At 69.8% G+C, this 2,179-nt stretch carries 4 protein-coding genes; 2 read left to right on the top strand and 2 right to left on the bottom strand.

Features of this window, described 5'->3' with window-relative positions:
- Positions 1-123: 123 nt before the first annotated feature.
- Both VF794_RS09770 and VF794_RS09765 read right to left on the bottom strand, forming a co-directional pair.
- Positions 124-375, bottom strand: a complete 252-nt coding sequence (locus VF794_RS09770) for an acyl carrier protein (protein WP_331109050.1) — start codon at positions 373-375, stop codon at positions 124-126.
- 2 nt (positions 376-377) lie between these two features.
- On the bottom strand, positions 378-773 hold the full coding sequence (locus VF794_RS09765; protein ID WP_331109048.1) for an HIT family protein: 396 nt from the start codon (positions 771-773) through the stop codon (positions 378-380).
- A gap of 158 nt (positions 774-931) precedes the next feature.
- Here VF794_RS09765 and VF794_RS09760 point away from each other — a divergent pair, with 158 nt between their 5' ends.
- Together VF794_RS09760 and VF794_RS09755 are read left to right on the top strand one after the other, a co-directional pair.
- A complete protein-coding gene (locus VF794_RS09760) occupies positions 932-1,519 on the top strand; it encodes a 4'-phosphopantetheinyl transferase family protein (RefSeq protein ID WP_331109046.1) in 588 nt (195 codons plus the stop codon).
- A partial coding sequence (locus VF794_RS09755; protein WP_331109044.1) for a hypothetical protein occupies positions 1,516-2,179 on the top strand: 664 nt, incomplete at its 3' end. The genes VF794_RS09760 and VF794_RS09755, both read left to right, overlap by 4 nt.

Below are 2,179 nucleotides of genomic sequence, written 5' to 3'. Positions count from 1 at the left end.
ACGTGCTCAAGAAGTTCGGCGAGGCGGTGGAGGAGCTGTACCGCGAGGCCGAGAAGAACGGCGACATCCGCGCCGCCTGAGTCCCGCCCGACGGGCGCCGCGCTCCCCGCGCGGCGCTCGTTCTCAGTCGGCCTTCGCCAGGAAGGCCGACACCGACTCGATGGTGGGGTACTGGCGCAGCAGCGTCTCCTCGAACTCGCGCTGGAGCCAGGTCTCCAACTCGCCGATGATGCGCAGCTGCTCCATCGAGTCGAGCCCGTAGTGCTGGAAGGGCGCCCGCACGTCGATGTCCGCGGGCGTCAGCTCCAGGAAGCCCGCCACCCGCTCCACCAACCAGCGCTGGATGTCCTCCGCCGCTCTCCCCGTGTGCGCCATGCTCACGCTCCCTGCCGCAGGCGCGCGGCCAGGGCCGCCAGCTCCGCGTGGTCCGCCGGGGTGCCCATGATGGGCGGGAGATCCGCCATGGACCGGGTGGGAATCAGGTGCACGTGCGCGTGCGGCACCTCGTAGCCCAGCACCACCTCCACCACCCGCTGGCACCCGGTGCGCTCCTTGAGCAGCCGCGCCACCGTACGCACCGCCTGCATCAGCTCCACGTAACGCTGGGGCTCCAGCTCGAAGAGGTAGTCCCCGTCCGCCTTCGGAATCACCAGCGTGTGTCCGGGCTGCACCGGCCGGATGTCCAGGAAGGCCAGGTGCTTCTCGTCCTCCCAGACCTTGTGGCAGGGGATTTCACCGCGAATGATCCGCGCGAAGATGTTGTTTTCCGCCAATGTGGATTTCTCCGTTTTTGTTGAAAAATCTGGGTACTCTTGCCTGTCGGACAGTCGTACTTTACACAGAATGCATGCACGCCGGGGCAGCCCAGGACAGGGGGAACACTGATCCGACGGGGTTCACCTTCCTGCGTTGGGGGGAAGTGGGCCTTGGCGTGTTGGAGGCCCCGCTGGGCGGCGTGCCCGGGACGGAGGAGCTCTCCGAGAGGGAGCGGGCCCTGTTCGAGGTACTGCCCTCGCACCGTCAGCCCGAGTGGCTGCGCGGGCGCCGCGTGTGCAAGCAGGTGGCGCGGGAGCTGCTCGGCCCGGACTGCGCACCCCGTCAGGTGGAGGTGCTGCCGGGTCCCCAGGGCGAGCCCCGGCTGCGGCTGCCGGAGGGGGTGAGCCCCCTGGCGGTCTCGCTCAGCCATGCGCGTGCCCTGTCGGTGGTGGCCGTGGCCCCACGCGGCCGGGTCGGGGTGGACGTGGAGCCCGAGGCCCCCATCCCCGAGCGCCTGTGGCACCTCTTCCTCACGCCCGCCGAGCGGGCCCGCTGCGAGCGCGAGCCAGGACTGGCCTCGCGGCTGTGGCTGCTGAAGGAAGCGCTCTACAAGGCCCTCCGCCCGCCCACGCCCGTGCCGCTGCTCACCCTGGAGCCCGAGCTGGGCGAGGGGGTGCTGCGGCTGCGCCAGCCCGTGGCCCAGGAGTTCGCCTTCACCTTCCTGGCCAGCCGGAACCACCTGTTGGCCCTCGTGTACTCATGAACCCGTCTTCTTCGATTCGCATCCACGGCATCCACTACACGCTGCCGGAGCGGCAGGTCGGCCTCGAGCAGCTCGCGGCGGAAGGACGCCTCGTCAGCACGCCCGACACCATGCGGGACTTCGGCTTTGGTGACTGCCGGGTGTCGAACGTGCCGGCCACGCAGCTGGCCTCGGTCACCCTCAAGGCGCTGCTGGAGCGCCATGGGGTGGATCCGCTGGAGGTGGGGCTGCTCATCAACGCGAGCGTGCTGCCCACCAGCTCCCTGGTGCCGCGCGGCGAGGCGCTGGCCGAGTACCCCACGGGGGAGAACGCGCACCTGGGGCTGTTCCGCTTCTCCAGCACGCGCCTCCAGGACGAGCTGGGCCTGACGAACGCGCGCACGGTGGGCCTGAGCGAGCTGGGCTGCGTGTCCCTGTCCCACGCGGTGTGGCTGGCCCACGCCGTCATGGAGATGGAGGACCTGAAGTACGCCCTGTGCGTCAACGCGGACGTCTTCCCCGAGGGCATCAAGCGCGAGGTCGTCTACAACGTGTGCAGCGACTCGGCCTGCGCGGTGCTGCTGTCGCGCGACCCCGAGGGCCTGCGCCTCAAGACGTACCACACGCTCACCCGTGGCTATTACTGGGACCCGGACGGTCACCAGAACGAGCTGCTCGCCG

Source organism: Archangium sp. (assembly GCF_036389735.1).
In the GTDB taxonomy this organism is placed as follows: domain Bacteria; phylum Myxococcota; class Myxococcia; order Myxococcales; family Myxococcaceae; genus Archangium.
This window is presented reverse-complemented; position numbering and strand designations above follow the sequence as displayed.

What these genes read in the sequence shown, in the direction of transcription:
- VF794_RS09770 (WP_331109050.1), bottom strand. Translation starts at nt 375, where the DNA reads ATGGCGCACACGGGGAGAGCGGCGGAGGACATCCAGCGCTGGTTGGTG.